Origin of the sequence: Curtobacterium sp. Leaf261, from assembly GCF_001422205.1 — a bacterium.
Taxonomy (GTDB): Bacteria; Actinomycetota; Actinomycetes; order Actinomycetales; family Microbacteriaceae; genus Curtobacterium.
Window position 1 is genome coordinate 595,993 of the sequence record NZ_LMMJ01000001.1, and the last position, 24,947, is coordinate 620,939.

The window sequence follows — 24,947 nt, forward strand, 5'->3', positions numbered from 1 at the left end:
CGTCAGGCGGTCACCGCGGTCGGTCGGTCCGCCGGCCGCGGGAGCGCCTCGAGTCCTCGCCGGACGTCCTCGGGGTCGGCGGCGAGGCAGATGCGGATCCACCCCTCACCGGTGCGGCCGAAGGCGCTCCCCGGCGCGACGGCGACCCGGCGCTCGACGAGGAACCGCTCCGCCCACGCCGCGACGTCCCCGTCGGTCGCGTGAGCGACGTCGATCCAGAGGTAGAAGGCGCCACGGGGGTCGAGGTACCGGATCCCCGCAGCGTCGAGGACCTCGCGCGCGACGCCGAGGTTCGACCGGTAGTGCTCCCTGGCGTCCCGCACCGTCGAGTGATCGCCGACGATCGCCGCGAGGGCCGCGAACTGGTCGGGTTCGGCGACACAGCTGATCGTCGCCTCCTGCATCGTGCGCATCGTCGCCCCCATGCCCGTCGGCGTCACCAGGTACCCGACGCGGACGCCGGTCATGGCGTAGGTCTTGCTCAGCGAGAACACCGAGAACACCCGGTCGTCCTCGTCGAGCGCCGCGAGGCTGGTGTGGCGGACACCGTGGGTGAAGTACTCGTAGACCTCGTCGCTGATCACCCAGAGGTCGTGCCGCTCCGCGAGGTCGAGGAGCCGGCGGAGCGTGCCCTCGCCGAAGACCGAACCGAGCGGGTTCGACGGCGAGTTCACGATGATCGCGCGTGTGCGGTCGGTCACGCTGGCCTCGAGTGCGTCGAGGTCGGGCTCGAACCCGTGCGCCGGCGACAGGTGGTAGGGCACCGGGACCGCCCCGAGGATGTGGGCGTTCATCGTGAAGGTCGTGTACCCGGGATCGGGGACGAGGACCTCGTCGCCGGGTGTCAGGACGAGCGTCATCGCCTGGAACAGCGCCTGCGTGGCGCCGATCGTGACCCAGATCTGCTCGAGGTCGGCGTCGATGCGGTTCTCCCGCGCGAGCTTGTCCCTGATGGCGACCCGGAGCGGGGCGATGCCGCCGTTCGGCGTGTAGCCCGTGCGGTCCTCGGTCCACGCGCGGCGGGCGGCCTCGCCGATGTGCGGCGCGACGGGGACGTCTGGCTCACCGACGACGAGCATGGTCACGTCGTCGAGCAGGGCGGCCTGCTCGAAGATCCGGCGGATCCCGGACGGGGGGACGGTCTCGATCCTGGGCGCGAGCGAGGGCATGTCACAACGCTATCCCCCGGGTGTCCGCCGTCGGTGGCGTGGGTCCCCACTGGTCCGGCCTGTCGTGGCGTGGTGCTGCGCGTTGCTGCGTGTTCGTGTGTTCGTGTGCGTTCGTGCGCGTTCCACCGTGTTCGAGCGTGTTCCTGCGTTGAGAGCGACGTCCGATCCTGGTAACGTTGCTGGCTGGCTTGCGTGTTCCATCTCCCACAAGGTGGAACGCGATCCGCGATCGGACCCTCTAATCCACGTGATCGCGTTCACCCGTCCGAGACACCTCGTGTCCGTTACACAGAAGAAGGAACATCGCATGGCGAACATCAAGTCGCAGATGAAGCGCATCAAGACCAACCTCAAGGCCCAGGAGCGCAACAAGGCCTACAAGTCCGAGCTCAAGACCTGGATCCGCACCGCGAACACTGCGATCGCCGCCGGTGACAAGGACAAGGCCCTCGCCGCCGTCGCCACCGCGTCCAAGAAGCTCGACAAGGCCGTGAGCAAGGGTGTCATCCACCGCAACCAGGCCGCGAACCGCAAGTCGTCGATCGCCAAGAAGGTCGCATCGCTCTGAGCTCGTCGGTCTGAGCTCGTCAGTCTGAGCTCGAACGCCCCCGGTACCTCGGTACCGGGGGCGTTCTGCGTCTGTCGACGCCGCGCGTGTCGCGGCGGCGCCGCCCGGACCCGTGCGTGTTCAGAACACCGCTGTCCAACCGGAACACCCGGCTCCGCGTGTTCCGCTCGGACACGCGTGTTCAGAACACCACGATCGCGCGGGACCCGCCCGACGACGGCACGCCGCGCCACCGGACTGGAGGCACGCCCCACCCCCACGAGACCGGCACCGGCCGACCGGTGGTCCAGCCCGGAGCTCGCGTCAGCAGTCCTCGCGACAGCGGAGCTCGCGTCAGCGGGCCTTGCGTCAGCGGAGATCGCGTCAGCAGTCCTCGCGACAGCGGAGCGTGCGTCAGCGGTCCTCGCCACGTCGTGCGATCACCCGGACCATCACCTCGAGGGCGTAGTGCGCGTCGCGGGACCCGCCCTTCACGGCCGTGTCCGCCGCGGCGATGCTCGTGATCGCGTTCGCGAGCCCGGCCTCGCTCCAGCCCTGGACGTCCCGTTGGGCCCGCTGCACCTGCCACGGCGCCATGCCGAGCTGCGATGCCGCCTGACCCTGCGATCCGCGGAATGAGCTCACCTTCGCCATGGTCCGGATCTTGCTCGCGAACGCCGCGACGATCGGGACGGGTGCCTCCCCGGTCGCGAGCGCATGCCGCAGCTGCACGATCGCCGGCGCCGACCGCCCGGCGAGCGCGATGTCCGCGACCTTGAACGCGTTCGTCTCGACCCGCCCGCCGTAGTACCGGTCGACCGTCTTGTCGGTGATCTCCTGGTCGTCGTCCGCCAGGAGCTGCCGACATGCTGCGGCGAGCTCGGCGAGGTCCTCGGCGAACGCGGACACCAGGGTTCTCACGGCCGATGGAGCGATCTTCCGACGCGCCGCGCGGAACTCCGCCTGCACGAAGTCGATCCGGTCGGTGTCCTTCTTGAGCTCGTCGCAGAGCACCTCGATGCCACCCCCGACACCGCTCCGGATGGTGTCGAGGAGTTTCTTCCCCCGGACACCGCCCCCGTGCCGGAGCACGTAGGTGACGTCGTCAGCCGGGGCCTGGAGGTACGAGATGCTCTCGGTGATGAACGCGTCCGTGCACTTCTCGACGTTCGTGACGCGGAGCAGACGGGGTTCACCGAAGAGCGAGGGACTCGCCAGCGTCGCGAGCATGCCGGGCGAGTACTGGTCGGCCTCGATGTCGTGGACCTCGAGCGCGGGGTCCTCGGCGACGAGCAGGTCGCGGAGAGCACCCGTGGCGCGTTCCGCGAGGAACGTCTCCGGCCCGGTCACCAGGACGACCGGTGCCGGTCGGATGCCGGACCACGGCACCTGATCGATCTTCGCCGCCGCTCGCGGGGTCTTCTTGACCGCCATCTGTTCCTCTCCGTGCCGGGGCCTGCGGTGCTCCGTGCTGCGCCGCTCTCCGTGCCGGGGTCGGCGGCGGTCCGTGCCGCGCCGCCCCCGGGAACGAGTGTACGGGCGACCACGGACGCAGAACCGTCGTCGCCGTGGTCCGGCCGTTCGCGCCAGACGGAGATCGCTCCCCCCGGCCCTCCCGCCAGCGCCACGGTGCCGGAGCGATCGGTCCGGAGCACCTCCGTCCCGACCTCGCGGAGCATCTCGAGCGCCGAGGCAGTGGGATGGCCGTAGGTGTTGTCCGCACCGACGCTCACGATCCCGGTCCGCGCCGCGACCCGACGGTAGAGATCGGGATCCTGGTCTGCCGAGCCGTGGTGCGCGACCTTCACGACGTCGACCGCGCCGAACCCGCCGTCGTCTCCTGCCACACCTGCTTCGTCCAGGTCACCCGCACCGCCGACCCCCGCGCCCCGGTCGACCGCTCCTCTGCTGCCCGTCACTCCCTCGCCGCCCACTGCTCGGAGGAGCCGCCGCTGGGCGGTCGCCCCGAGGTCACCGAGGAACACGCTCGACAGGCACCCTCCGCACTCGGCGGACGGCGAGACCGCGAGCACCACACTCGCGTCGTTCCCCCCTCGGGCCGTGGTCGACTCCGGCCAGAGCACCCGCCAGTCGAGCGCTCCGAGTGTGCCCGAGGTACCGACCGACCCCCGCCGGACGACGGCGCCACCGGCGCGCAGGGTCTCGACGACCCGAGCATCCTCCGGGCGTCCCTCCGGCCCGACGAGCGCCGTGTCGACCATCCGGGCGACGGCACCGACCGCACCGATGTGGTCGCGGTCGAAGTGCGACGCGACGAGCAGGTCGATCCGATCGATGCCGACCAGGTCGAGACACGCGACGATGAGGTCCTCGTCGTCGCCCGTGTCGACGAGCGCCACCGCACCGACGTTCCGCACGAGCACCGCATCGCCCTGTCCGACGTCGCACGCCACGATCCCCCAGTCCGACGGCAGGCTCGCCCGGACGACCGTCACCGGGACGACGACCGCGGCCACCCCGACCACCGCGATCACGGCCGACGCCGCCGCCGCGATGGCTCGGACGGCACTGTGGCGCAACAGCACCACGACGACGATCCCGAGGCACATGAGGACGGCGACCAGGACGCCGAGGACACCATCCGGCCACGGGACACTCGCCAGGGGCAGCGCTGCGAACCCACGCGCGAGCCAGGCGATGCCGGCGGCGGGGACCCAGGCGGCGGCGGCGACGACCGCGGCACCCGCGGGCCAGACCGGCGCGATGACGCACGCGACGAGGCCGAGCACGGTGCCGATCGGTGCCAGCACCTCGGCGAGCAGGTTCGCCGGGACGGCGTAGGTCGGGATGGCGGGCGAGAGCGCCACCGTGACCGGCCAGCACGCCACCTGCGCGGCGATCGGCACCGACACGATGGTGGCGAGCGCGGTGGGGATCCGGTGTCCGAGGACTGACCAGCCGGCGATGATCCGGCTCATCGGTGGGACCAGGACGAGGATCCCGGCGGTCGCGAGCACGGACAGCACGAAGGCGAAGGAGCGCGAGAACCAGGGGTCGGCGACCATCATCGCGATGGCCGCGAGCGCCACGAGCGGGGCACCCCGAGCGGGTCGTCCGACGAGGTGCACCGCCAGGACGACCGTCGCCATGATCGTCGCGCGGACGATGCTCGGGTCGGCGCCGACGAGCCCGACGAACCCGAGTAGCACCATGGCCGCGACGACGGTCCGCAGCGTCCTCGGCACCCGGAGCACACGCCCGCCGAAGAGCACCAGCGCGACGAGCACCGCGCAGTTCGATCCCGACACCGCCGTCAGGTGGGTCAACGACGTCGTCTCCATGGCGGTCGTCGTGACCTCGTCGATCCCCGATCGGTCTCCGATGGCGAGACCACGGAGGAGGCCGGCCCCGGGCGACGGCAACCCCGCCGTGGCGGTCGCGAAGTCCCTCCGTGCGGCGCGCGTCATGGCCGGCCACCCAGAGGGCTCCGCGATGACCGAGGCCTCTCCCCGGGCGAACAGGACGAACGCGGCGGTTCCCCCGGCCGGCTCCTGCTGCAGCTGTCCCACGACGACCACCGACGCCCCGGCAGCGAGGTCCGACCGCACGCCATCCCGCCAACCGCTCCCCCGCTCGCTCGACGAGCCGCTCCCGGGACCACTCGACGAGCCGCTCACGGGCCTGCGCCGGTCTGCCGTGAGCGGTGGTCCGTGCACGTCGGGCACGACCCGGATCGGCACCCGGAGACCCGTGACCTCCACCGCGCTGCCATCCGACACCCGGATGCGCTCGAGATGCGCAGCGTACGACCGCGCCGCGGCATCGACATCGCGATCGACGTCGATCGTCGCCGTGACCCGCTCGTGTCCGGAGAGCGCCGTCAGCGGTGCCGGAGCACGGGCGGCACTGCCGACCGCGACCGCGACCGCGACGAGGGCCACCGCCGCGGCGGACAGCGCACCGAGCCCGAGCAGCCCGCCGAGCCCGCCACGCCCGCCACGCCCGCCACGCCCGACGAGCCCGCCACGCCCGCCACGCCCGACGAGCCCGCCACGCCTGCCGAGCCCGCCACGCCTGCCAAGCCCGCCACGCCTGCCGAGCCCACCCCGCCCGCCACGCCCGCCGAGCCCGCCGAGCCCGCCGTCGGCCCCCCGGTCGCCTCGCCCCGGCATGGACCGGCCCGGCATCGACCGGCCCGGACGTCGAGCCATCGTGACGAGCAGTGCTGCCGCCACCGCTCCGGCGACGACCATGGCGACCCAGGCCGCCGCGGGGACACCGACGAGGACCGCGGCACCCGCCCACGCCACGGCCACCGGTACGACCAGCCGCAGGTCGTCCGCCCCGGCACGGCGGAGCTCCTGTGCGACGCCCCACGGCCGCTCCGACCCCGCAACACCTCCCGGTGCTGCGCCGACACCCGCCTCGGAGCCCGCGGCAGAGCCCTCACCGGAGCCCGCGTCCGAACCGAGTCGCGAACCCGCACCCGCACCCGCACCCGCCGGCACGGTCACACCCGGACCAGCGGCTCGATGTCGGCGAACCGGGTCTCACCGATCCCGGAGACCTCGAGCAGGTCGTCCGGGCTCTGGAACCGCCCGTGTTCCTCCCGCCAGGCGAGGATCCGCATGGCGAGCGCCGGACCGATCCCGGGCAGTGTCTCGAGCGTCGTCTGGTCCGCGGTGTTGAGGTCGACAGGCACTCCCGCCGCCCCACCGGCACCCGGACCGACGGCCCCACCGCTCCCGGCACCCGAGGCAGCGCCGCCCACAGCCGCGCCCGTCGCAGGCCCGAGCACCTGCGGGAGATCGACCTCGCCCACCCGTGGCACGTAGAGCCGCTCGCCGTCCACGAGCACCCGAGCCAGGTTCAGCCGCGCGAGGTCGGCGTCCGCCCCGGCACCGCCCGCAGCCTCGAGCGCGTCCTGCACCCGATCGCCGGCCGCCAGCGAGTAGACACCCGCGGCGCCGACCGCCCCGGCGACGTCGACGACCACCGGGACCGGCGTGGCGGGGGCGGGCGGGCCTCCAGTCCGGGTTCCGGGCGACGCGTCCGCCGACGGCCCGACGTCGGAGTCCCCATCCACCGGGACCGTCGGTGCACCCGTGACGGTCGACACGGCCGCACCACGATCCGACTGCGCACCGAACAGCACGACGCCGAGCGCGACGAGCGCGATCACCCCGGCGGCGATGAACACCGCACGCGCGCTGAGCACCGAGCGGAGCGCCGTCGGCCGCTGGTCCGTGTCGTCGAGGTCGTCGAGGTCGTCGTCCATCACCCGACGGTAGGAGGCCCGGACACGAGCGCGGCCCCGGGGCGACCGTCCTGTGGAGGACGGCGACCCGGGGCCGGCTGGGGAGGGGCGACTACCCCTTGATCGCGATGTTCACGAGCCGCGGGGCGCGCACGATGACCTTGACGATCTCACGCTCCCCGATGAACCGCTGCACGGACTTCGATCCGCGGGCGAGCTCCTCGAGTGCGTCGGCCTCGATCGTCGGAGGGACGTCGAAGGAGTCTCGGACCTTGCCGTTCACCTGCACCACCGCCGTGACGGACTCCTGCACGAGGAGCGTCGGGTCGGCCTTCCGCCACCCGTACGTGGCGACGGACGCGTCGTAGCCGAGGCGTTCCCACATCTCCTCGCCCGTGTAGGGCGCGAACACGCTGAGGCCGAGAGCGACGGTCTCCGTCGCCTCGCGGACGGCGGGGTCAGCGGGTCCGGCACCGGTGTCGATCGCCTTGCGGGTGACGTTCACGAGGTCCATGAGCCTGGCGATGACGACGTTGAACTTGAACGACTCCATGAGCCCGGGCGCGTCGGCGAGGAACCGGTGCGTGACCTGACGGAGCGCACGGTCGCCGTCGGCCCAGACCGCATCCGGCGTCGAGGAGACATCGACGGCGAGGCGGTACGCACGCGCCAGGAAGCGCGCCGACGCGGCGGGCGAGACGTCCTCCCAGTTGATGTCGTCCTCCGGCGGACCGGCGAAGCCCATCACCAGGCGGATCGCATCGACACCGTGCGCGTCGAGCTCGTCACCGAGGCTCACGCCACCCTTGCTCTTGGACATCTTCGAGCCGCCCGAGAGCACCATGCCCTGGTTGAGCAGGGCGTTGAAGGGCTCGGTGAAGTCGACGTACCCGAGGTCGAAGAGCACCTTCGTCACGAAGCGCGCGTAGAGCAGGTGCAGGATCGCGTGCTCGACACCACCGATGTACTGGTCGACCGGCGCCCACTTGCGCGCCTCGGCCGGGTCGAACGCCTGGGTGTCGTCGTTCGGGCTCAGGAAGCGCAGCGGGTACCAGGACGAGTCCACGAAGGTGTCCATGGTGTCCGTGTCACGGAGCGCGGGGGTGCCGTCGACCGGGTTCGGGACGTTCACCCAGTCCGTCGCACCACCGAGCGGCGACGTGCCCCGCGGCTTCAGGTCGAGGCCCTCGGTCGACGGCAGCCGGACGGGGAGCTGGTCCTCGGGCACCGGGTACTCGGTGCCGTCCGCGCCGTGGATGATCGGGATGGGCGTGCCCCAGAACCGCTGACGGGAGATCAGCCAGTCGCGGAGCCGGTAGGTCTTGGCGGCACGACCGGTGCCGGCCGAGGTCAGCGCGGTGATCGCGGACGTGATCGCGTGCTGCTTGCTCATGCCGTCGAGCGACCCGGAGTTGATCATCCGACCGGTGCCGGTCAGCGCGACGCCGGTGGCCGCCGGGTCGAGTGGCGGCAGGTCGAAGTCCTCGATCGTCGCGCCCTCCGGGATGACCGGGATCGCACCCGTGACGGCCGCGTTGGTGTCCACGACGACCTTGATCGGCAGGTCGAACTGCCGCGCGAAGTCGAGGTCGCGCTGGTCGTGTGCGGGGACGGCCATGACCGCGCCGTGCCCGTAGTCCGCGAGCACGTAGTCCGCGCTCCAGATCGGCAGGCGCTCACCCGTGAGCGGATGGATCGCAACGCGCCCGAGGGGCACACCGGTCTTCGGGCGGTCCGCGTTCTGGCGGTCGATCTCGCTCGTCTTCTGGGTGGCGGTCAGGTACGCGTCGAACGCATCGCGCACCGGGGCGTCGGCCGTGGCGACCAGCTCGGCGGCGAGGTCCGAGTCCGGCGCCACCACGAGGAACGTGACACCGTGGATGGTGTCCGGGCGCGTGGTGAAGACCGTGACGGGCTCGTCACGACCCTCGATCACGAAGTCGACGTCCGCTCCGACGGACCGGCCGATCCAGTTGCGCTGCATCGCGAGGACCTTGGACGGCCAGCGGCCCTCGAGTTGGTTGAGGTCGTCGAGCAGCCGGTCGGCGTACTTCGTGATGCCGAAGTACCACTGCGTCAGCTTCTTCTTGACGACCACGGCGCCCGAGCGGTCGGACGTGCCGTCCGGCAGGACCTGCTCGTTCGCGAGGACGGTCTGGTCCACCGGGTCCCAGTTGACCCAGCTGTCCTTGCGGTAGGCGAGGCCCTTCTCGTACATCTTGAGGAACAGCCACTGGTTCCACTTGTAGTACTCGGGGTCCGAGGTGTGGATCTCGCGAGTCCAGTCGAACGACGGGGCGTACCGCTTGAACGACGCCTTCTGCTGCTCGATGTTCGCGTAGGTCCACTCCGCGGGGTCCACGCCGCGCTTGATGGCGGCGTTCTCCGCCGGCAGACCGAAGGAGTCCCAGCCGATCGGGTGCAGCACGTTGAAGCCCTGCTGCCGCCAGTACCGCGCGACGAAGTCCCCGAGCGCCCAGTTCTCGGCGTGCCCCATGTGCAGGTCGCCGGACGGGTAGGGGAACATCTCGAGGATGTACTTGCGCGGACGACGGTCGTCCGGATCGATCGTGAAGAGCCCGAGCTGTTCCCAGACGCCCTGCCACTTGTCCTGGATGCGTCGGAAGTCGTAGGCGTGCGGGTCCTCGACGGGCTGCTCGGACGGCTGCTCGGTGCTCACGGAACTCTCAATCGATCTGGAGGGCGGACCGGCTGACTGGCACCAGGCCCGGTCACCAAGGATATAAGGACGCGGCCGCGGGTCGGTTCCGTGCGTCGCGCACGCCCCCGTCCCGCACCACGTGTTCAGAACGCGTGGTGTTCAGAACACGGGCGTCCGGCGGGAACACGCGGACAGGGGTGTTCCGGGTGGACGGCCGTGTTCAGAACACGTCGCGACGCGCCGGACGCGCCGGACGCGCCGGACGCGCCGGACGCGCGGCAACGACGGACGGGAGGCACGGTGCCAGCTGGCACCGTGCCTCCCGTCCGGACGGAACGCCGTCAGGCGACTACAGGAGTCCCTTGTCGGTGAGGAACTTCTTGGCGATGGTGGATGCCTTGTCCTTGTCGACGGTGCTCTCCGTGTTGAGCTGGATGAGCGCGTCGGTCGTCAGGACCTTGTCGACCTTGTTGATGTCGGCGGCGGCCTTCGAGTCGACCTTCTTCGACACGATGGGCGTGACGTTCTGCGGCAGGATCAGGTTCTCCGGGTCCTTCAGCGTGACGAACCCGTTGGCCTTGATGCTCGGGTCGGCGCTGTAGATGTCGGCGAGCTGGATCGTGCCGTCCTTGAGCGCCTTGACCGTCAGCGGTCCGCCGGAGTCCTGGATCGTCGTGGACTCCACCGTGGCGCCATAGACCGACTTCAGGCCCTCGGGCCCGTACGGACGCTTGGCGAACTCCGCGTTGCCGCCGACGGTCAGGGTCTTCGAGACGTTCTTCAGGTCGGCGAGGCTCGTCACGTCGTTGTCCTCGGAGAACTGCTTCGTGACGGTGTAGCTGTCCTGGTCGGTGGCGGATGCCGCCGGCAGCGCCCGGATGCCGCTCGGGAGCGCCGTCTTCAGGCCGGATGCGATCTCGGAGGCCGTCTTCGCCGTCGAGTTCTTGTCGTAGTACTGCAGCAGGTTGCCGCTGTACTCGGGCAGGACGTCGACCTTGCCCTTCTTCATCTGCGGGAGGTACACGTCACGCTGCCCGATGTTGTAGTTCCGGTCGACCGTGAAGCCGTCCTTCTCGAGCACCTGCGCGTAGAGCTCGGCGATGATCTCGTTCGAGTAGTACTGCTGCGACCCGATGACGATGGTCTTCGAGTCGGACGAGCCGCCGCCACTCGACGTCGGGTCGGACGAGGAGCAGCCGGTCAGGGCGGCTGCGACGCCGACGGCGAGCGCTGCGGCGATCCCGACCTTGAGCTTGGTTGCTGTGATCACGAGGGGTTTCCTTCCGGGAGGGGGGTGCGGACGCGTTCTGCTGCGTCCTGGCGTCGCCGACTGGTGCGGCCGGAGACACCGGCTGGGACCACCGAACGCTCGAGGACCGCGAAGACGATCTCGAACACGATGGCGAGGATGATGACGATGAGCGAGGAACCGAGCATCTGGCCGTAGTCCTGCAGGTTGATGCCTGCGAAGAGGTAGCCGCCGAGTCCGCCGGCACCGACGTAGGCGGCGAGCGTCGCGGTGGCGACGACCTGGAGCACGGCCGCACGGATGCCGCCGATGAGGAGCGGGAGCCCGAGCGGGACCTCGACCTTCCAGAGGATCTGCCACTCGGTCATGCCCATCGCCCGGGCGGCGTCCACCGCGCCGCGGTCGACCGACTCGACGCCCGCGTAGGCGCCGGCGAGCACCGACGGGATCGCGAGGATCACGAGGGCGACGAGGGGCGCGGTCAGGCCGATGCCGAACACGAGGCCGACGAGGGTCAGCACACCGAGCGTCGGCAGGGCACGCACACCGCCGGACAGCGAGATGGTGAAGGACCGGACCCGACCGGTGTGTCCGATGGCGAACCCGATCGGGATGGCCACGACGGTCGCGATCGCGACCGCGAGCAGCGTGATCCACACGTGCTCCCACAGGCGTGTCGGGATGCCGTTCGAGCCCGGGTAGTTCGCGGGGTCGAACAGCCACGCGAAGGCTTCCTGGATGATCACGAGGTCGCCTCCGTGGTCTGGAGCGCCCGACGCGCCCGACGTTCCGCCCCGGCCGAGGGCGACACCGACCACGGCAGCACGACCCGGCCGAGGAGGACGAGCAGGCCGTCGAGCACGAACACGATCACGAGCACCGCGACGATGCCGGAGATGATCTCCGCCGGGATGTCACGGGCGATGCCGTCGGTGAAGAGCGACCCGAGGTTCTCGACCCCGAGCACTGCGCCCACCGTGGTCAGCGAGATCGTCGAGACGGCGACGACGCGGAGACCGGCGAGGAGCACGGGGCCGGACAGCGGCAGCTCGACGCGGAAGAACCGCTGCACCGGCGAGTAGCCCATGGCCACCGCCGCCGCGACCGTGCCCCTGTCGACCGAGCTCAGCGCGTCGGCCGTCGACCGGACCATGAGCGCCATGCCGTACAGCGTCATGCCCACGACGATGTTCACCGGGCTCTGCAGGTCGGTGCCGATCACGCCGGGGATGACGATGAGCAGCGGCAGCGACGGGATGGCGTAGAGCAGGCTCGCGACCGCCACGAGGGCGCCACCCGTGCCGTGGGAGACGTTCTTCGCGGTGGTGTTCTCCGACGTCGAGCCGCGGAGCCGTGCCACGAGCCACCCGACCGGGATCGACAGCACGAACGCCAGGACGATCGCGGGGAGGGCGATCGCCAGGTGTGCCAGCAGCGCGGACCAGATCGTGTCGAAGTTCGACAGCACCCAGCTCACGACGGTCCCCCACCCTGCGCCGGAGCACCCGCGGCGCCTGGCGCCGCAGCCTCGTCGGTGGATCGCGTCGGGAACCCGGTGGGCACGGGCCCGGTCAGCACGCCCGCGGCACGCCCGTCGCCGTCGATGACGATCGGGCCCGTCGGCGTCTGCTCGATGCGCAGCGCGCGGCGCCCGCGGCCGGCCCCGATGAAGTTCGCGACGAAGTCGTTCGCGGGCTCGGCGAGGATCTCGGAGGGCGTGCCCTGCTGGGCGATCGCGCCGCCCTTCTGCAGGATGACGACCTGGTCACCGAGACGGAAGGCCTCGTCGATGTCGTGGGTGACGAACACGACCGTCTTGCCGAGTTCGCGCTGCAGCCGGATCAGCTCGTCCTGCAGGTCCGCGCGGACGAGCGGGTCCACCGCGCCGAACGGCTCGTCCATGAGGAGGATGTTCGGGTCGACGGCGAGCCCACGAGCCACGCCGACGCGCTGCTGCTGGCCACCGGAGAGCTGCGACGGGTACCGGTCGGCGAAGGCGCGGTCGAGGCCGACGGTGTCCATCAGCTCGAGCGCGCGGTCCCTGGCGTCCTTCTTCGAGACACCGGTGAGCAGCGGAACGGTCGCGATGTTGTCGACGACCTTGCGGTGCGGGAGCAGGCCGGAGTTCTGCATCACGTAGCCGATGCTCCGGCGGAGACCGACCGGACTGACCTTCGCAACGTCCTCGCCGTCGATCGAGACGGTCCCGGAGGTCGGGTCGACCATGCGGTTGATCATCCGGAGCAGCGTGGTCTTGCCACAGCCGCTGGAACCGACGAAGACGGTGGTCGAGCGGGACGGGATCACCAGATCGAACTGCTCGACCGCGGTGGTGCCGTCCGGGTACTGCTTGCGAACGGAACTGAACTCGATCATCGGATCGGCGCCGTCCGTCGGGACGCGGATGGCGTCGGGTCGGAGGTCGCTGGGGAGGTGGTCATGAGGGGCTCATTCCTCGTGCAGAGCACGGATCGACACAGGCCATGTGCGCCAGGGGTGCCCGGCTCCGGATGAGCGTACCCGCCAGGTCCGACACTCGTTCGACCGGTGACGATCCGTGACACGACCGTGACGAGACTCCCCCGCCGGATCAGACCTCGGCGAGCACCGTTCGCATGTAGGTCCTGGTCATCGTGCGGTACTCCGTGATCAGGGCCTCGTCCGTCGCCCCGCGGCGACGGTGCGCCCGGGCGAGCACGGCATGTCCCGCCTCGGCGAGGACCTCCCATGCGGTCGCGAGCCGCGCCGAGTCCGGGAACCCGAACCGCTCGCGGAAGATCGTCGCCACGCTGCCGCCGAGCAGAGCCATCCGGTCGGAGTCCGGCGCGTCCGTGCCGTCGTCGACGTCGCCGAAGCGGATCGCCCGGAAGCCGGGCTCCGTGCGGTACATCTCGATGGTCATGTCGACGAGGGCATCGGCACCCTGCTCCCACGTCGTCGCGCCACTGGCCTCGATCGACTCGACGAACCGGGCACCGAGACGCTGCGTGCAGCGTGCCGCGAGCGCCTCGACGACGGCGATGCGGTCCGGGAAGTAGCGGTAGACGGTGCCGATGGAGGCGCCCGCGCGCTCGGCGACCATGGCGGTCGTCAGCCGTTCGAAGCCGATCTCGTCGATGACGGCAGCGGCCGCGTCGAGCAGCCCGGCGAGCCGAGCGGAGCTCCGGGCCTGCACCGGCTCGTTCCGGAGCAGCGACGATCCACCCGGAAGTGCGTTCGAGGTGTCGGTGACCAGCACGTGTTCTCCTTCTCGCGCGTGAGACGCGCTTCTCGCGCATGAGACGCGGAATTCGCAGAGCGGAGCCCGGAGTGGAGGGCGGTGCGGCGATCGGACAGACGCTCCATGACGAGGCACGACCGACACCCACCACCATCCGACGGTGTGGGGGCCCCGTCGGCATTCGGTGTGTACGGCCTCACTCTCGCAGACGGCACCTGGAATATCGCTGCGACTCGCGCCGTGTCCCCGATGCCCTCCCCATCCGGAGGCCCCGCCATGGGATGATGGGGCGATGCCCGCTCGGAAGCCCACGGACCCCGCGCTCGTCGAGCCGATCCTCCACCGAGCGGCCCGCATCGAGGACGCCGTCCAGGCGTTCCGCGAGCGACGGGCGCGTGCCCGAGGCCTCGTCCCCACCGTCATCCCCTACTCCGGCTACGGCGCACCCGGATGGGTCCGCGTGCTCTGCCGAGTGCTCCTGACGCGCCGCGGGCTCGCGTCCGACGTCAGCTACGAGGGCGTCCGCGGATGGCGGACCTTCACGAGCGTCGCGGTGGACGATGTCGACGTCACGATCTCCGGCGGCGGGGTCACCCGCACGGTGCAGGCGGATCGGGGTGGCGTGGTCGACGCCATCGTGCCGATCGACCTCGAGCCGGGCTGGCGCACCATCACGATCACCGCCGGCGGCTCGCAGCCGGTGGAGGCACGCGTGTTCGTGGTCCACCCCGACACGCGCTTCGGCCTGCTCTCCGACGTCGACGACACCGTCATGGTCACCAACCTGCCGCGCCCGTTCCTCGCCGCCTGGAACTCCTTCGTGCACACCGAGCACGCGCGTCGCCCCGTCCCCGGCATGTCCGTGCTGTACGAGCGCATCCTCGAGCAGCACCCGGGCTCGCCCGTGGTCTACCTCTCGACCGGGGCGTGGAACGTCGCGCCGACCCTCGAGCGGTTCCTCACCAGGAACATGTACCCGTCCGGCACCATGCTGCTCACGGACTGGGGTGCGACCCACGACCGGATCTTCCGGAGCGGGCGTCTGCACAAGCAGGAGAACCTCGAGCGGCTTGCCCGAGACTTCCCGAACGTGCAGTGGCTCCTCGTCGGCGACGACGGCCAGCACGACGAGGAGCTCTACAACGAGTTCGCCGCGCAGCACGAGCGGAACGTCGCCGGCGTGGCGATCCGGCAGCTCTCCACGAGCGAGGCGGTGCTCGCCGGTGGCCGCTCCCGGGCGCAGGAACGCAGCCGGACGTCGCCGGCTCCCTGGGTGTACGCCCCGGACGGCGCGGGGCTCTGGGACGAGCTGCGGCGGGTCGGCCTCACGGACTGACCGCTCCTGCGCGCATCCTCAGCCAACCCCCGTCAGGAGCGGCGAGATCCGCCCTCCCGATGGTTGTCTTGACCCATGACCATGGGCATCGAGGACTACGCACTCATCGGCGACTGCCACACGGCGGCGCTCGTCGGCCGGAACGGCAGCATCGACTGGTTGTGTCTGCCCCGGTTCGACAGCGCCTCGACGTTCGCGGCGCTGCTCGGCGACGACGAGGACGGCCGTTGGATCGTGCACCCGAGCGATGCCGGTGCCACTGCGACCCGCGCCTACGCCGACGACTCGCTCGTGCTCGTCACGACGTGGACGACCGGGTCCGGGGTCGTCGAGGTCACCGACTTCATGCCGGTCGGCGATCGACGCGCCGACGTCGTCCGTCGGGTCCGCGGGATCTCGGGCAGCGTCGGGATGCGCCAGGAGATCCGGATCCGCTTCGACTACGCGACCGCACTCCCCTGGGTCCGCCAGGTCGGACACGACGACGAGCCGGTGCTCGTGGCGACCGCCGGTCCGGACTCCGTGGTCGTCCGTGGCCTCGAACTCACCGCGACGCACCACCGGCACGAGAGCCACTTCACGGTCGCGGCCGGCGAGAGCGTCGACCTCTCGATGACCTGGTACCCGTCGCACCGTGAGCCGCCCGCCGCGCCGGACGTCGACCAGACCCTCGCCACGACGACGAAGTGGTGGCAGGACTGGGCATCGAACTGCGTCACGGGCGAGGCGTACCGGACCGCGACACGGCGGTCGCTGCTCATGCTCCGTGCCCTGACCCACGACGACACGGCCGGCATCGTCGCCGCCGCCACCACGAGCCTCCCCGAGGGCCTCGGCGGAGAGCGCAACTGGGACTACCGCTACGTCTGGCTCCGCGACGCGTCCCTCACACTCGCCGCCCTCATCGCGCACGGCTACGGCGAGGAGGCGAAGGCCTGGCGCGGATGGCTCCTCCGGGCGATCGCCGGAGACCCCGCAGACATCCAGATCATGTACGGCATCGCCGGCGAGCGGTACCTGCCGGAACGTTCCCTGGACCAGTTCTCCGGCTACGCCGACTCCACGCCCGTGCGCGTCGGCAACGGGGCGTACACGCAGTACCAGGGCGACGTGTTCGGCGAGGTCCTCGCGGCGCTCCACGATGCCCGTGAGCTCGGCGTGGAGGAGAACGCCGACTCCTGGGCCCTGCAGCGCGCGCTCCTCGGCTTCGTCGAGCAGCACTGGAAGGACGCCGACAACGGCATCTGGGAGATGCGCGGACCGCGTCGCCACTTCACCCACTCGCGCGCGATGATCTGGGCTGCGTTCGACCGCGGTGTCGCGGCCGTCGAGGAGTTCGGCCTCGAGGGCCGGGTGTCCCGATGGCGGAAGCTCCGCGACGAGGTCCGTGCCGAGATCGAGGAACACGGCTACGACGCCGAGCGGAACTCCTTCCGCCAGCACTACGACACCGACGAGGTGGACGCGTCGCTGCTCGTCCTGCCGCAGATCGGGTTCTGCAAGGCGGACGACCCGCGGATGCTCGGGACGGTGCAGGCCATCGAGGAGGACCTCCGCGTCGGGGAGGACGGCCTCGTGCTCCGCTACCGGACGTCCTCCGGGTTCGACGGCCTCACCGGGACGGAACACCCGTTCCTCGCCTGCTCGTTCTGGCTCGTCGAGCAGTACGCCGCATCCGGCCGCCTCGAGGACGCCGAGCGGCTCATGGACGTGCTCGTCGGCTACGCGAACGACGTCGGGATGCTCTCCGAGGAGATCGACATCAGCACCGGTGCGCACATCGGCAACACACCGCAGGCGCTCTCGCACCTCACGCTCGTGAGTGCGGCGGACGCGATCGAGGTCGCCAGAGGCCGCGCACGGACCTCCATGCGGACGCGCGTGGCGCAGTCCGACGGGTCCACCCGCAGCCTGACGGGCGAGGGGACGAAGGCGGGCGGCACCGCCTGACCGGTCGCGTTCCGGACGCGACGATGGACGGACGGGAGGCCCGGTGCCAGCTGGCACCGGGCCTCCCGTCCGTCATCCGACAGGTCGGAGAGTGTCAGACTGCGGAGGACTCCCAGTCCGCCGGTCCGCGCGAGCCGGCGCGGTAGTCCTCGAGCGGGACCTCTCCGGCCTTCCATGCGTCGACGACCGGCCCGACGATCTCCCAGCAGCGCTCCGCGACGTCGCCGCGGATCGACAGCAGCGGGTCGTCGTGGAAGATGCCGTTGAGGACCTCGCCGTACGGGGTGAGCTCGCCGTCGCTGAAGGAGGACTTCAGCGTGATCTGGCCCATCTCGAACGGGTTGCCACCGCCGTTCGCCGACACCGACAGCTCGATCTCGTCCGGGTTCAGCACGATGCGGAGCGTGTCGGCCTTCGGGCGCCCCGCGAGCCCGGACGGCAGGCGCGTGACCGGCTTGAAGGTGATCAGGACCTCCTTGCGGCTGGCGCCGAGGGCCTTGCCGGAGCGCAGCGTGAACGGGACGCCGGCCCAGCGGGCGGTGTCGACCTCGACGCTGATCTCGGCGAGGGTCTCGGTCTGGCGCTGCTCGACGACGCCGTCCTCGTCGGCGTAGGACGGGAGGTCCTTGCCGTCGATCGAACCGGCCGTGTAGCGGGCACGACGCGACGCGATGAGGGGGTCGTCGCCCTTCAGCCGTGTCGAACGGAGGGCGCGTGCGAGGCTCGACCGGAACTCCACGGCATCGATCGCGGACGGCGCGTCCATCGTGACGAGGCCGAGGATCTGGAGCAGGTGGCTCTGGATCATGTCGACGAGAGCACCCGCCTCGTCGTAGTACTGCGCACGGTTCTCGAGCCCGAGGGTCTCGTCGTAGAAGATGTCGACCTTCTCGATGTTCTCCGCGTTCCAGATGGGCTCGAAGAGACGGTTCGCGAAGCGGAGGCCGATGATGTTCAGGACGGTGGTGCGACCGAGGAAGTGGTCGGTGCGGTGCACGCGCTCCTCGGGGACGATCTTGAGCACGGTCTCGTTGAGCGCCTCGGCACTCGCGACGTCGGTGCCGAACGGCTTCTCGAAGGCGAGCGTCGTGCCCTCGGGGAGCTTGACATGCTGCAGCGCGTCGCAGATGTCGGACGCGATCTGCGGGGGCAGGGCGAAGTAGAGGACGGGTTCGCCCTCGGCGGCGTCGAGCATCTCCTGGAGGTGCTTCGGGTCCTTCGGGTCGCCCTGCATGAAGACGGTGGAGGCGAGGGTCGCATCGACCTCGGGGCCCTTGACGTCCTGCGAGGCGAAGGAGCTCGTGACGGTGTCGACCCACTGCTTGTGCGACCGGGCACTGCGACCGGTGCCGATGAGCTGGACCGGGACGGCACGCCCGCTCTGCAGGAAGGTGCCGAGACCGGGGAGCAGGAGCCGGGCGGAGAGGTCCCCCGTCGCTCCGAAGACGATGAGGGTGCGCTTGTCTGTCACCGGGTGTGGTTCCTTTCGGGTGATGTGGGGGTCCAGCTGGTCCGGGAGGGCAGTGCAGTCCAAGCGGATGGAGGGCCGAAGGGCACCCCGCGGACGGAGTCCGTCGGGGAGGTCTGGCCGGTCCGACCTGCGGTCCGGACACACGATCGGGCGGCACCGTGTGGTGCCGCCCGTCGATCCCGAGGGATCCGCGCGTCAGGACCGATGTGGTTGGACCCGGAGGGCGTCAGTGCCCGAAGTTGCCGCGGTAGTACTCGTAGGTCCAGCCCACGAGCGACACCGCGAGGAACGCTGCGCCGATCGCGCACATCCAGAACCCGGCTGCGACACCGAGGAAGATGATCGAGACCGCCGCGGCCATGAAGATCGGCCACCACGACCACGGGCTGAAGTGCCCGAGCTCGGCGTCGCCGTCCTCGATGTTCGCGTCGCCGCGGTCCTCGGGCAGGTCGCCGCCCTGTGCAGCGGTGACGCGGCCGAGGTAGAACGCGATGAAGACCGACATCACGCCGACGAGCGCGATGCCCATCGTGCCGACCGGCTCCCACTTGCCGTAGTTGATCAGGCTCCAGATCGTGTACGCGGCACCCGCGACGAAGAAGAAGATGCCGAGGATCCAGAACAGGTTGGTGTTCGCGCGCATGTGCTACTTGACCTCGCCCTTCGCGGCGTCGTAGGTGGGTGCGTCCGGGGCGTCCTTCGCGGGACCGACACCGATCGGCACGCCGGCCTCGGGGTGGTTCAGGTCGAACGCCGGGGACTCGGAACGGATCCGGGGGATCGACGTGAAGTTGTGTCGCGGCGGCGGGCAGGACGTCGCCCACTCGAGCGAGCGGCCGTAGCCCCACGGGTCGTTGACGGCGACCTTCGGAGCGTTCCGCGCAGTGACGTACACGTTGTAGATGAAGGGCAGGAACGAGATGCCGAGGATCATCGAGCCGACGGTCGACAGCTGGTTCATCCAGGTGAAGCCGTCCTGCGGCAGGTAGGTCGCGTACCGACGGGGCATCCCGATGACGCCGAGCCAGTGCTGGATCAGGAACGTCGTGTGGAACCCGATGAACAGCAGCCAGAAGTGGATCTTGCCGAGTCGCTCGTTGAGCATCTTGCCGGTCCACTTCGGCCACCAGAAGTAGAACCCGGAGAACATCGCGAAGACCACGGTGCCGAAGACGACGTAATGGAAGTGCGCGACGACGAAGTACGAGTCCGACACGTGGAAGTCGAGCGGCGGCGACGCCAGGATCACGCCGGTGAGTCCACCGAACGTGAAGGTGATCAGGAAGCCCAGGGCCCAGAGCAGCGGGGTCTCGAACGTCACCGAACCGCGCCACATCGTGCCGATCCAGTTGAAGATCTTCACGCCGGTCGGGACCGCGATGAGCATGGTCATGAGCGAGAACCACGGCAGCAGCACCGAGCCGGTGACGTACATGTGGTGCGCCCAGACCGTGATCGACAGGGCCGCGATCGAGATGGTCGCGTAGACGAGGGTCTTGTACCCGAAGATCGGCTTGCGGCTGAACACCGGGAAGACCTCGGAGACGATGCCGAAGAACGGCAGCGCGATGATGTAGACCTCGGGGTGCCCGAAGAACCAGAACATGTGCTGCCAGAGCAGCGCCCCGCCGTTCGCTGGGTTGAAGATCTGTGCGTCGAACACCCGGTCGAGTCCGAGCCCGAACAGCGCGGCCGCGAGCACCGGGAAGGCCATGAGCACGAGCAGCGCCGTGATCAGGGTGTTCCAGGTGAAGATCGACATACGGAACATCGTCATGCCCGGCGCCCGCATGGTGATGATCGTGGTGATGAAGTTCACCGCGCCGAGGATCGTCGAGAACCCGGTCAGCCCGAGCCCGAACACCCAGAGGGTGCCTCCCAACCCTGGCGTGAACGTCGTGTCCGACAGTGGCGCGTAGGCGAACCACCCGAACGAGGCCGCACCCTGCGGGGTGAGGAAGCCACCGACGGCGATCAGTCCGCCGAAGAGGTAGAGCCAGAACGCGAAGCCGTTCAGTCGCGGGAACGCGACGTCAGGGGCGCCGATCTGGAGCGGCATGATCGCGTTCGCGAACCCCGAGAACAGCGGCGTCGCGAACAGCAGCAGCATGATCGTGCCGTGCATCGTGAAGAGCTGGTTGTACTGCTCCTTCGTCGCGACGACGTTGAGGCCCGGCTCGAACAGCTGCGCCCGGATGACGAGCGCCATGACACCGGCGAGCAGGAAGTACAGGAACGAGGTGATCAGGTACATGTACCCGATGGTCTTGTGGTCCGTGGAGGTGATCCACTGGACGATGATGTTGCCCTTGCGTCCGACCCGCGACGCCTGGAAGTCCGGGGTCGACGTGACGGTCGACTGGCCGACGAATGAAGTGGTCATGGAGCGCGAGCCTTACTTCTCGGTACCGGCGGCGTCGGCGGGCGCCACGTTGTTCGGCTGGTTCGTGTTCGTGCTGTACTCGTTGCCGAGCAGCCCGACCTTGCCCTGGTCCTTCAGCGAGTCGAGGTAGTCCTGGTACTTGGCCGGCGACACGACCTTCACCTGGAAGAGCATGAGCGAGTGGTACTCACCGCACAGTTCCGCGCACTTGCCCTGGTAGGTGCCGACCTTCTCCGGGATGAAGTACTCGTAGTTCGTCTTGCCGGGGAGCATGTCCTTCTTGTAGAGGAAGTCCACGATCCAGAACGAGTGGTCGACGTCACGCGACGACAGCTCGATCTTGACCTTCTTTCCGACGGGCAGGTACAGCGTCGGGAGCTCACTGGTGTTGATCGCACCCGTGCCGTTGTCTTCTTCCTGGGCCTGGATGCCCTGGTAGTAGACGCTCTGCTTGACGTTCGCCTGGTCGATGTAGTTGAAGTCCCACGCCCAGCGCTTGCCGTAGACGTGGACGGTGACGTCGGGCTGCGCGAAGGGCTTCTCGATGGCCGACTGGTCCTTGGCCGTGAAGGCGAAGAACCCGAGCACGAGGATGAGCGGGACGATCGTGTAGAAGATCTCGATCGGCATGTTGTAGCGCATCTGCACCGGGAGACCCGTCTGGCCCTTGCGGCGGCGGTACACCACCGCGGCCCAGATGATCAGGCCCCACGTGATGAGACCGACGGCGAGGAGCACGATCCAGGAGGTCACCCAGAGGCCCATCACGCGGTCGACGTGGTTCGTCGTGCCGGGCGTCGTCGGGAGCCAACCCTGGAGCTGCTGCTGCGAGCAACCTGCCAGTGCGATGACCAGACCGACGGCCACCGGGATGGCCGCCCAACGTATACGGCGATTCGAACGCACTGTTACCTCTCGGAAAGACTGGGGCCCGCACAGGACTCATGCGGACCCGGGGCGAACCGGGTCCGGAAGGACCGGAGCACGGCTCGTCACAGTTGGGTTGGAGCACTCCTAGCTTACTCGCAGCTCAGGAGGCGTCTTGCACCTCCGACACACCTGGGGTCCCTTTCGAGAGCCCACAGGTGTCGTCGAACGGCAGGGCGGACGATCAGTGGAAGCTGTCCCCGCAGGCGCAGCTGCCCTGGGCGTTTGGGTTGTCGATCGTGAAGCCCTGCTTCTGGATGGTGTCTTCGAAGTCGATCGATGCGCCGTCGAGGTACGGGACGCTCATCTTGTCGACGACGACCTCGACCCCGCCGAAGTCCGCCGTGGCGTCACCGTCGAGGAGTCGCTCGTCGAAGTAGAGCTGGTAGATGAGTCCCGAGCAGCCACCCGGCTGGACGGCCAGGCGCAGACGGAGGTCGTCGCGGCCCTCTTGCTCGAGGAGGCTCGACACCTTGGCAGCGGCGGCGTCCGACAGGAGGACGCCGTGCGATGCCGCAGCGGGGGCGTCGGCGATGGTCGTGGTGGTGTCGGTCATTGCCGTCTCCCTCCGCGCGGTGGCGTTCACCGCGTCATGTCGATTGTAGGCACGCCCACGGACAATCCGCTGGCGCCTGTGGACAAGTGTCCGCCCCCCGCGGCGCACACCGCCGGCCGCTCAGCCGCGCGCGTCGAGGCGTGCCAGCAGGATCGTCTCGGCCGTGACCGCCCGGTGCAGGACGCCCAGGTGCTGCGACTCGTTCGGGCTGTGTGCGCGCGTGTCGGGGTCCTCGACACCGGTCACGAGGATCTGCGCCTCCGGGAACTCCGCGACGAGGTCGGAGACGAACGGGATGGACCCGCCGATCCCCTGCTCCACCGGGTCGGCGCCCCAGCCCTCGGCCATCGCGGTCCTGACCTCCTGCATGGCCCACCCGCTGGTGTCGACCAGGAACCCGTCGCCCATGTCCGGCTCCTCGATCTCGACCCTGGCGCCGAACGGCGTGTTCGCGCGGATGTGCCGCTCGACGGCGGCGTACGCCTCGGTGGCGGACTGTCCGGGTGCGACGCGGATGGAGACCCTCGCGGACACGGTCGGCAGGAGTGTGTTCGACGCGTTCGCCACGCTCGGGACGTCCATGCCGGTCACCGACACCGACGGCTGCGACCACATGCGGGCGAGCAGCGGCCCCGTGCCGATCGGGCGGACGTCGTCGACGAGCGCGGCCTCGCGGACGAGCTGCGACTCCTCGCGCTCCGGCACCGGGCCGTCGTACGAGGTGAGCCCCTCGATCGCCACGGAGCCGTCGTCGGCGTGCAGTGACGACAGCAGCCGGACCATGGGCATCATGGCGTCCGGGACCGCGCCGCCGTACATGCCGCTGTGCGACGCGTGCTCGAGCGTGGTGACGGTGAGCTTGAAGGTGACGTTGCCGCGGAGGCTGACGGTGATCGCGGGGACGTCGGTCGACCAGTTGTCACTGTCCGCGACGACGATCACGTCGGCGGCGAGGTGCTCTTTCTGCTCGCGGAGGAACGTGGTGAACGAGCGGGAGCCGAACTCCTCCTCGCCCTCGACGAAGAGCACGATGCCGACGTCGAGGTCGTCACCGCGGAGTGCGTGCAGGGCCCGGAGCGAGGCGATGTGGGTCATCACGCCCGCCTTGTCGTCCGAGGCACCGCGCCCGTAGAGCCGCTCACCGCGCAGGGTCGGCTCGAACGGCGGGGTCTCCCACAGCGCATCGTCGCCCTGCGGCTGCACGTCGTGGTGCGCGTAGAGCATGACGGTCGGCCGACCGTTCCGGGCCGGTCGCACCGCGAGCACGGCCGGCTGTCCCAGGGTGGCGTCCGGTGCGGAGCTGTCCGCCGTGCCGTCGTCGCCGGCGATGGCGGAACGGACGATCCGGACGTCGTCGAAGACACCGGTCCCCCGGGCGAGGTCGGCGACGGCCTCGGCACTCGCCCGCACGTTCGCGGGGTCGAAGGCGGACCACGACACCGACGGCAGCCGCACGAGGGCGGAGAGGTCGGCGATGGTGGTCGGCAGTCCGCCGGTCACCTGTTCGCGGACGGCGTCGAGGAGTGCGGGATCGGATGCGGGTGCGTACTGTGCCGAGTCGGTCATGCAGGTAATCTTAAAAGCCCCAGCAGTGATCGAGGACCCCGTGGCGAAGGCAGCACCCAAGACAGACGTATCGGTGAACCCGAGCGACGAGAGCATGCTCAACGGCGTGCCCGTCGGCAAGGGCCGTCCGACCCCTACCCGCAAGGAGCGCGAGGCTGCGAACCGCCGTCCGCTCGTCGGGAACAGCCCGCAGGACCGGAAGGCCGCGCGCTCACGCCTGACGAACGAGCGTGAGAAAGCCCGCGTCGGCATGGCCGCCGGCGAGGAGAAGTACCTGCCGGTCAAGGACAAGGGTGAGCAGCGCCGCTACATCCGCGACTTCATCGACGCCCGGTGGAACGTCGGCGAGATCCTCGTCCCGATCATGGTCATCGTCGTCGTGCTGAGCTTCCTGCAGAACACCGCGACCCAGAGCGCGAGCCTCCTCGTGATCTGGGCGTTCTTCCTCGTGCTCATCATCGACTGCCTGGTCGCAGGCTTCATGGTGAACCGTCGGATCAAGAAGAAGTGGGGCGAGGACGCCCCACAGCGCGGCAACCTCTGGTACGTCGCGGTCCGCGCCGCACAGATGCGCTTCCTGCGCCTGCCGAAGCCGCAGGTCCGGCGCGGGCAGTACCCCGCCTGACCCACGGATGGAACGGACTGGAGGCCCGGTGCACGCAACGTGCACCGGGCCTCCAGTCCGTCTGGTCG

Annotated in this window: 20 protein-coding genes; 4 read left to right on the forward strand and 16 right to left on the reverse strand. The window is 69.9% G+C overall.

The window, feature by feature from the left end; all coding sequences use genetic code 11:
* Window positions 1-2: 2 nt before the first annotated feature.
* Window positions 3-1,169, reverse strand: a complete 1,167-nt coding sequence (locus tag ASF23_RS02630) for a pyridoxal phosphate-dependent aminotransferase (RefSeq protein WP_055948414.1) — start codon at window positions 1,167-1,169, stop codon at window positions 3-5.
* Window positions 1,170-1,476: 307 nt separating this feature from the next.
* On the opposite strand from ASF23_RS02630, the gene rpsT reads away from it, so the two are divergent.
* Window positions 1,477-1,737, forward strand: coding sequence for a 30S ribosomal protein S20 (gene rpsT / locus ASF23_RS02635; RefSeq protein WP_055948417.1), 261 nt, complete (start codon window positions 1,477-1,479; stop codon window positions 1,735-1,737).
* Window positions 1,738-2,130: 393 nt separating this feature from the next.
* Here the strand turns inward: rpsT and holA are convergent, their stop codons facing one another.
* The 9 genes from holA to ASF23_RS02680 form a co-directional block, all read right to left on the reverse strand.
* Window positions 2,131-3,150, reverse strand: coding sequence for a DNA polymerase III subunit delta (gene holA / locus ASF23_RS02640; protein WP_055948420.1), 1,020 nt, complete (start codon window positions 3,148-3,150; stop codon window positions 2,131-2,133).
* Window positions 3,063-6,191, reverse strand: coding sequence for a ComEC/Rec2 family competence protein (locus tag ASF23_RS02645; protein WP_055948422.1), 3,129 nt, complete (start codon window positions 6,189-6,191; stop codon window positions 3,063-3,065). The genes holA and ASF23_RS02645 overlap by 88 nt, the downstream gene beginning before the upstream one ends.
* Complete coding sequence (locus tag ASF23_RS02650; protein WP_055948424.1) at window positions 6,188-6,955, reverse strand: helix-hairpin-helix domain-containing protein; 768 nt, start codon at window positions 6,953-6,955, stop codon at window positions 6,188-6,190. Before ASF23_RS02650 ends, ASF23_RS02645 begins: the two co-directional genes overlap by 4 nt.
* Before the next feature lie 91 nt (window positions 6,956-7,046).
* Window positions 7,047-9,626 carry a leucine--tRNA ligase gene (gene leuS / locus ASF23_RS02655; protein WP_082473729.1) on the reverse strand — a complete coding sequence of 860 codons (2,580 nt, stop codon included), beginning with the start codon at window positions 9,624-9,626 and terminating at the stop codon, window positions 7,047-7,049.
* A 319-nt stretch (window positions 9,627-9,945) separates the two neighbouring features.
* Window positions 9,946-10,866 carry an ABC transporter substrate-binding protein gene (locus ASF23_RS02660; RefSeq protein ID WP_082473730.1) on the reverse strand — a complete coding sequence of 307 codons (921 nt, stop codon included), beginning with the start codon at window positions 10,864-10,866 and terminating at the stop codon, window positions 9,946-9,948.
* On the reverse strand, window positions 10,863-11,591 hold the full coding sequence (locus tag ASF23_RS02665; protein WP_055949165.1) for an ABC transporter permease: 729 nt from the start codon (window positions 11,589-11,591) through the stop codon (window positions 10,863-10,865). Before ASF23_RS02665 ends, ASF23_RS02660 begins: the two co-directional genes overlap by 4 nt.
* A complete protein-coding gene (locus ASF23_RS02670; protein WP_055948430.1) occupies window positions 11,588-12,322 on the reverse strand; it encodes an ABC transporter permease in 735 nt (244 codons plus the stop codon). The genes ASF23_RS02665 and ASF23_RS02670 overlap by 4 nt, the downstream gene beginning before the upstream one ends.
* The gene (locus ASF23_RS02675; protein ID WP_055948431.1) at window positions 12,319-13,221 is read right to left on the reverse strand and encodes an ABC transporter ATP-binding protein; all 903 of its coding nucleotides are present in this window, start codon (window positions 13,219-13,221) and stop codon (window positions 12,319-12,321) included. The genes ASF23_RS02670 and ASF23_RS02675 overlap by 4 nt, the downstream gene beginning before the upstream one ends.
* Before the next feature lie 214 nt (window positions 13,222-13,435).
* Window positions 13,436-14,083 carry a TetR/AcrR family transcriptional regulator gene (locus ASF23_RS02680; RefSeq protein ID WP_055948434.1) on the reverse strand — a complete coding sequence of 216 codons (648 nt, stop codon included), beginning with the start codon at window positions 14,081-14,083 and terminating at the stop codon, window positions 13,436-13,438.
* A gap of 274 nt (window positions 14,084-14,357) precedes the next feature.
* Between ASF23_RS02680 and ASF23_RS02685 the strand changes: the two genes are divergently transcribed.
* Both ASF23_RS02685 and ASF23_RS02690 read left to right on the forward strand, forming a co-directional pair.
* Window positions 14,358-15,401, forward strand: coding sequence for an App1 family protein (locus ASF23_RS02685; RefSeq protein WP_055948437.1), 1,044 nt, complete (start codon window positions 14,358-14,360; stop codon window positions 15,399-15,401).
* A 75-nt stretch (window positions 15,402-15,476) separates the two neighbouring features.
* The gene (locus ASF23_RS02690; protein ID WP_055948439.1) at window positions 15,477-17,351 is read left to right on the forward strand and encodes a glycoside hydrolase family 15 protein; all 1,875 of its coding nucleotides are present in this window, start codon (window positions 15,477-15,479) and stop codon (window positions 17,349-17,351) included.
* Window positions 17,352-17,445: 94 nt separating this feature from the next.
* On the opposite strand, the gene ASF23_RS02695 is transcribed toward ASF23_RS02690, so the two are convergent.
* The 6 genes from ASF23_RS02695 to ASF23_RS02720 form a co-directional block, all read right to left on the reverse strand.
* Window positions 17,446-18,822, reverse strand: a complete 1,377-nt coding sequence (locus tag ASF23_RS02695) for a glucose-6-phosphate dehydrogenase (protein ID WP_055948442.1) — start codon at window positions 18,820-18,822, stop codon at window positions 17,446-17,448.
* A 226-nt stretch (window positions 18,823-19,048) separates the two neighbouring features.
* Window positions 19,049-19,465 carry a cytochrome c oxidase subunit 4 gene (locus tag ASF23_RS02700; protein WP_055948444.1) on the reverse strand — a complete coding sequence of 139 codons (417 nt, stop codon included), beginning with the start codon at window positions 19,463-19,465 and terminating at the stop codon, window positions 19,049-19,051.
* Window positions 19,466-19,468: 3 nt separating this feature from the next.
* Window positions 19,469-21,205, reverse strand: a complete 1,737-nt coding sequence (gene ctaD / locus ASF23_RS02705) for an aa3-type cytochrome oxidase subunit I (RefSeq protein ID WP_055948448.1) — start codon at window positions 21,203-21,205, stop codon at window positions 19,469-19,471.
* 12 nt (window positions 21,206-21,217) lie between these two features.
* Entirely contained in the window at window positions 21,218-22,111 is an 894-nt protein-coding gene (ctaC, locus tag ASF23_RS02710) for an aa3-type cytochrome oxidase subunit II (RefSeq protein WP_055948451.1), read from the reverse strand.
* A 205-nt stretch (window positions 22,112-22,316) separates the two neighbouring features.
* Entirely contained in the window at window positions 22,317-22,688 is a 372-nt protein-coding gene (locus tag ASF23_RS02715; RefSeq protein WP_055948454.1) for a HesB/IscA family protein, read from the reverse strand.
* A 120-nt stretch (window positions 22,689-22,808) separates the two neighbouring features.
* On the reverse strand, window positions 22,809-24,254 hold the full coding sequence (locus tag ASF23_RS02720; protein ID WP_055948457.1) for a dipeptidase: 1,446 nt from the start codon (window positions 24,252-24,254) through the stop codon (window positions 22,809-22,811).
* A gap of 73 nt (window positions 24,255-24,327) precedes the next feature.
* Between ASF23_RS02720 and ASF23_RS02725 the strand changes: the two genes are divergently transcribed.
* Window positions 24,328-24,879, forward strand: coding sequence for a DUF3043 domain-containing protein (locus ASF23_RS02725; RefSeq protein ID WP_235510744.1), 552 nt, complete (start codon window positions 24,328-24,330; stop codon window positions 24,877-24,879).
* The last annotated feature ends 68 nt before the right edge of the window (window positions 24,880-24,947 follow it).